The 5,269-nt window shown below is 32.9% G+C and carries 3 protein-coding genes, 1 tRNA gene and 1 pseudogene; 3 read left to right on the top strand and 2 right to left on the bottom strand.

What is annotated here, in order from left to right; genetic code table 11:
- Nucleotides 1-74: 74 nt before the first annotated feature.
- Nucleotides 75-998: a siderophore ABC transporter substrate-binding protein gene (locus tag A9G30_RS05055; RefSeq protein WP_176700850.1), complete on the bottom strand. Its 924-nt coding sequence runs from the start codon at nucleotides 996-998 to the stop codon at nucleotides 75-77.
- Nucleotides 999-1,169: 171 nt separating this feature from the next.
- Here A9G30_RS05055 and A9G30_RS05050 point away from each other — a divergent pair, with 171 nt between their 5' ends.
- The 3 genes and pseudogenes from A9G30_RS05050 to A9G30_RS05040 all read left to right on the top strand — a co-directional run bounded on the left by A9G30_RS05050 (nucleotide 1,170) and on the right by A9G30_RS05040 (nucleotide 4,687).
- Entirely contained in the window at nucleotides 1,170-3,134 is a 1,965-nt protein-coding gene (locus tag A9G30_RS05050; RefSeq protein ID WP_065588254.1) for a TonB-dependent receptor domain-containing protein, read from the top strand.
- An 861-nt stretch (nucleotides 3,135-3,995) separates the two neighbouring features.
- Nucleotides 3,996-4,376: pseudogene (locus A9G30_RS13330) on the top strand (endonuclease).
- Nucleotides 4,373-4,687 (top strand): hypothetical protein, encoded by a 315-nt coding sequence (locus A9G30_RS05040; RefSeq protein ID WP_065588253.1) that lies wholly within the window; start codon nucleotides 4,373-4,375, stop codon nucleotides 4,685-4,687. The pseudogene A9G30_RS13330 and the gene A9G30_RS05040 overlap by 4 nt, the downstream one beginning before the upstream one ends.
- A gap of 406 nt (nucleotides 4,688-5,093) precedes the next feature.
- On the opposite strand, the gene A9G30_RS05035 is transcribed toward A9G30_RS05040, so the two are convergent.
- A tRNA-Val gene (locus A9G30_RS05035) sits at nucleotides 5,094-5,170 on the bottom strand.
- Nucleotides 5,171-5,269: the final 99 nt, after the last annotated feature.

Genomic DNA, 5,269 nt, shown 5'->3' with positions numbered 1-5,269 from the left:
CACTTCAATCAAATATAGCCTTTATTACTAATAAAGGCTATTTTAATAATAGGAAGATAAATTTATTAACAATCTTATTTTAATGCATTAGTGACTTCGTCTATCTGAAGATTTATGCTTTCAGCACCACCACCAGACAAATACCAAAGATCAGGTGTTAAATAAACTACTTTTGTTTTGCTTTTGTTTAGTACTTTTGGAGAAAAATAGTGTTCAACCATACCTTGATTACCAATTGCTTTACTGCGGTCAACGATAAAAACGATATCTGGTTTCACTGATTTGATGTAATTATCATCAATAAAAACTGGCGCAGGTTTCCCGAGTTTTGATTGCGCAGGCATAATAGTTAGTGGCACAGCACGCTTAACGTTTAGCACATCATGAATCAGCGCTGCACTTGAGCTTGAATTAATAAGTATCATCTTTCCATCATTGTGGATAGTTACAATAGCCTTTTTGGGGCTAGTTTGAGCTACAGATTGGGCATCTTGAATTTTTTTATCTAATGATTGAATAATTTCATTCGCTTTGCTTTCTGACCCTGTTATATTGGCTAGCACTTGAATATGGTTTTTGACCGATTCAACATAATTTTTAGCATCAACGCTTAAATTAATGACAGGCGCTATTTTTGATAGTTCTTCAGTTTTACTAGCTTGACGCCCATCAATGACAATCAAATCAGGATTAACTTTTTTGATTACCTCAATATTAGGCTCTTTCATATTACCAGTATCGGAGAGCGACGTATTATTAAATTGTTGCAAATAAGATGGAATAACTGATAGTGGAGTTGCAGCAACTATCGATCCTTTTCCTAACGCATCTAAAGTATCTAATGCGCCATAATTCATTACCACTACTTTTTTAGGCGATTTAGGGACAACTACCGTTTGGCTATCAGTAGTTACGCGCATTGTTGATGATTGACAGGCGGTTAATCCTAATACGATCACAGCAATACTACTCAAAAGTAACTTTTTTTTCTTATTCATATCTAAATTCTCGCATTGTTTTAAATGATAATAATTATTATTCAACAAAGAAAGTTTGTCTAGATCTAAATAATTTTTTACAAAGATATTGATAATCATTATCATATAGTGTAGTGTGCTTAGAGATGAAAGGAAATGTAAATATCATTATAAATAATGGGGTTATAATAAATGAACGCAAAAAAGAAGTTTAAGTTGGCAACACATGTCATTAATACTAGTATTTTGTTGTCATTATCAAGTACTGCTATGGCTGTTGGCAATTCAGATACTGATACCATGGTGGTTACCGCATCAGGTTTCTCACAACAAGTGAAAGAAGCGCCTGCGACTATTTCAGTTATTACACCTAAAGAAATCGAAAATAAACCTTACCGCGATGTTACTGATGCACTAAAAGATATTCCTGGCGTAAATATTACCGGTGGTGGTGATTCTACTGATATTAGCATTCGTGGTATGGATGCAAAGTATACCTTGATATTAGTTGACGGCAAAAAAATTAGTACACGTGAAACAAGACCTAATAGTGACAATTCTGGTTTTGAACAAGGCTGGCTACCACCATTAACAGCTATTGAACGTATTGAAGTAGTGCGTGGGCCGATGTCGTCACTATATGGCTCTGATGCCATGGGTGGGGTTATTAATATCATTACCAAAAAAGTGTCAAATAAATGGCAAAGTGGCCTGCGTCTAGAATCAGTTATTCCTTATCGTTCAAAAGAAAAAGATACCTATACTGGTAGTTTCTCAACTATGGGACCGATTATTGATGATATTTTGGGTATCCAACTTTATGGACAATATTCAAGACGCCATGAAGACAAATTTTTAAATGGTCATTCAGGACAAAAATTACGTAGCTTAAATGGTAAATTATCTTTAAATGCATCTGATACACAAAAATTTGATCTTGATTTTGGACGATCTTTGCAAAATAGTAACGCAACCGCAGGCAAAACAAGAGATAAATCTAGAAATAATTTTAATCGGGATAATCGCCGTAATTCGTTTGCTCTGACACATAATGGTTTGTTTGGTGATGTATCTACCACTTCCTTTGTTGCTTATGAAGGCAATAACAACCCTAAAAGAAGTATGAAAATTCGAAATACCGACGTAGATACACGTGTGACTATTCCTTTTAGTATCAATATGCTGACTTTAGGCGGAAAATATAATTATCAAGAATTACATGATAAAGGAAACCAGCTAAAAACAACATTATCTAAAATCGATCGTTGGAATTATGCGCTATTTGGCGAAGATGAATTACGCATTTTAGAAAATTGGAGCCTAACTTTAGGATTACGTTATAACAAAGATGAAAATTATGGCAGTAACTGGAATCCAAGAGTTTATAGTGTTTGGAATATTGATGATAACTTTACTCTAAAAGGAGGTTATTCTACAGGCTATGCAACTCCACAGCTACGTTATGTTGTAAGTGATTGGGGACAAGTAACTGGAGGCGGATACTCAGATGGGGTAATTATTGGGAATCCAAATTTAAAACCAGAAAAATCAAATAATTTTGAAATCGGGATCGGATATACTAATGATTATGGTATCGATACTTCTGCAACAGCATTTTATACAAAATATAAAGACAAAATTCAGTCATATTATATCTGTAATCACAAGCATAACTGTGAGTTAAATGGTTATAGTAAAATATTTGACTTTATACAAGGTCGTGAAAATGTTGGTAAAGCCGATCTTAAAGGTTTTGAATTTTCATTCAAAACACCATTATTAACCGATTTTTTACTAAGCTCTAACTACTCTTGGACAAAAACAGAACAAAAAAGTGGCAAATATAAAGGACGTCCTTTAAATCGAACACCAAAACAAAAATTCAATACCCAACTAGATTGGTATGCTACCGAGCAATGGGATTTATGGGCTAAAATGGCCTATTATGGTGTAGAATCATCTAATAATCGTAGTGGGCAAAAAATTGAGTACCCAGGCTATACTTTCTGGGATGTGGGTGCCTCTTTCCAAATAAACAAAGATGCTAAAGTTTATGGTGGGGTTTATAACTTATTTGACAAAAACGTTTCTAACGAAGACTTCGGTAAAACCTTAGAAGGTCGCCGTTATTTTGTCGGTACCGAAATTAATTTCTAATCAACCAATATGTTATTTTAGTTTATTATTCTAAGGCAGCTTTAATTTAGCTGCTTTTTTTGTAAATAATCCATTAACTTATGAGTTTATTTACTAAAAAATAACCCATATAAAATGTTGATTTTATTTTTTTGTTTTTGATAAAAAATACTCTGTATCAATCATGAATTGAGTTTGCGATATATCTAGGCTTTTACTTACTTGCTCAATTAATGCGATATTGTCAATGTGTTTTTTAAATCTTCTACTTCAAATCTTCGTTTTGAGCTGTTTCAGTTACTGGTTTTGCCATAAATCACCTTGATTGATTAAATATCTGTTGATATATTTAAAACAGGAGGTGGCTACGCCCCACCTTTGATGGTTAATAGACTGCAAATGATATCAATATTATAAACAAGAGAATTAAGCGTATATTTATTCTTTTACTCTTTTAAATCCTTATCGAAAGCTGAGGGTTTATTCTATCAAGTTTCTTGCAGGATGGTTCTGTTGCAGGATGCTCTACTATAAAAATCGATGTTTTATATAACATATTAAATTTTTACAGTTATTGGATTTATTTCAAATGGATATTATGGGGAAAATAGCTATCTTACTTTTATTTACTCTATTATTGGTTTATTCAGCACAGAACTTTAATTCAGCTAAAACACATTTAACTAAATTATATAAATCAAACCCGGATCAAACTACATTTTATTGCGGATGAAAATTTTCGTGGATAGATAAAAAGGTGTTGTTGATTTTGACAAATGTGGATACCATACAAGAAAAATCAGGCTATAGCTGAATGCATTGAGTGGAACCATGTTATACCTGCCGAAAATTTTGGTAAACACTTAACATGCTGGCAAGCAGGTGGACGTAAAGCGTGTCAATCAAATAGCAAGTGATATACATAACTTTCAAGCGGCTATTAGTGAAGTGAATGGCGATAGGTCTAATTATCGTTATTCGCTATTCACTAAAGTATTTAATCAGTATGAAAAGTGTAAAAGTGCTGTGGATTTTAAAGCTTGCATATTCTAGCCACGTGACGAAATTCGTGGAATGATAGCACGTACATATCTTTACATGTCTGATAAATATAAAATCAATTTATCTAATCAAGAAAAGAAGCTAATAATGGCTTGGAATAAAATGTATGCACCTGAAAATTTAGAGTGTAAACGTAATGCGCATATAGCAAAAGTGCAGGGTAATGATAACAAGTTTGTTACTGGGCGATGTACACAATGAAAAAGTTAATCGTATTATTTTTAATTATTTTTTGGTCGCAAGTTGTAGATGCGGCAGTAATCCATAATATAACGTATCGTGGTTCAGATCCTGATGCAATTAGGTTGATCGGTGGTGTATCTTTTTTTGCTTTGATTTATATCTGTTTTATTATTGTCAATTTTCTATTAGAAGAGAGTGACAAACCAAAGGATGAGCAAGACAAATTAAAGCAAAATGGAGTGCGTTCTAGCAAAAAAAACAAGCCAGTGAACGAGAAATTCAAAAAATACGAAATATACACTTCTAAGAATTTTAAAAAGAAAAAATGAAGTCGCTTGACTGCGTTTTTTTGTGCCTAGATTTTGAGTAATTCACTCAATACCAAATCGACAGCAATGCTATATACACATCATAATAAACAGCATTAGACTAAAGAGCGATTTAACTTTATGAAAAAATTAGGGAAGTAAGCAGGTAGAATGTTATTAAACTGGAAACGAGTTAAGTCAATTATTGAAAATAAGACCCATTCCTTTCGCCAAAATAAAACTCAAAATTCAAGCAAAAATCAGTCATAACAATCGCCGATTTTATTGAAATTTTTTCATGTGGAAATTCGTTTATTTTGAAATTGTTAGCATTTAAAGGGCTATTTAATGGTATCTATTTTACCCTACTAATAAAATCTGAATTCAAGGTAATCACTTTAAAGATTTTCTAGATAAGGCTTTAGAATGGTACGCCCGGGTGGACTCGAACCACTGACCCCCACCATGTCAAGGTGATGCTCTAACCAACTGAGCTACGGGCGTATATTTGAAACACGCAAATATTAACTGGCAAATTGCTTTGTATCAAGTAAAAAAATAAAAAATAGCTTTTTTTTTAAGCTGTTGAACAATATTGACTAT

This window comes from Gilliamella sp. Fer4-1 (assembly GCF_001690515.1).
GTDB lineage: Bacteria > Pseudomonadota > Gammaproteobacteria > Enterobacterales > Orbaceae > Gilliamella > Gilliamella apicola_C.
The sequence above is the reverse complement of the archived record's forward strand: the minus strand, read 5'-3'. Positions and strand labels throughout refer to the sequence as shown.